The organism is Hydrogenophaga sp. OTU3427, assembly GCF_038440225.1.
GTDB lineage: Bacteria > Pseudomonadota > Gammaproteobacteria > Burkholderiales > Burkholderiaceae_C > Hydrogenophaga.
In genome coordinates this window covers 1-310 of the sequence record NZ_JASATI010000138.1, presented here as the reverse complement: position 1 = coordinate 310, position 310 = coordinate 1, and the positions used below count along the sequence as shown (strand labels likewise).

Genomic DNA, 310 nt, shown 5'->3' with positions numbered 1-310 from the left:
CGCTGCCGTCAGGGTGCTGCTGGCCGTGCTGCCGTCGGTGTCGGTCAACACCACCGTGAAGTTCTCGTACAGGTCGTTCTCACCCTGGACCGTGCCATGGGTCTCGGCAGCGGTCAGCGTGTAGGTGTAGGTCACCACACCGGTCGTGGCGTTGTAGCCCGTCACGTTCAGGGTGTTGCCCTGCGGCGTGGTGATGCTGGCCGCGGTGAACACACCGCCGCTGATCACCGTGGTGCCGCCCACCGTCAGGGTGGCCAGGCCGTCCGGCGCGCTGACCGTGAAGTCGCCACTCTGGGTCAGCGACTCCTTG

Annotated in this window: 1 protein-coding gene; it reads right to left on the bottom strand. The window is 67.1% G+C overall.

What is annotated here, in order from left to right; genetic code table 11:
* The coding region (locus AAHB17_RS24635) for a hypothetical protein (RefSeq protein WP_342133697.1) at positions 1-310 on the bottom strand (310 nt) is incomplete at both ends.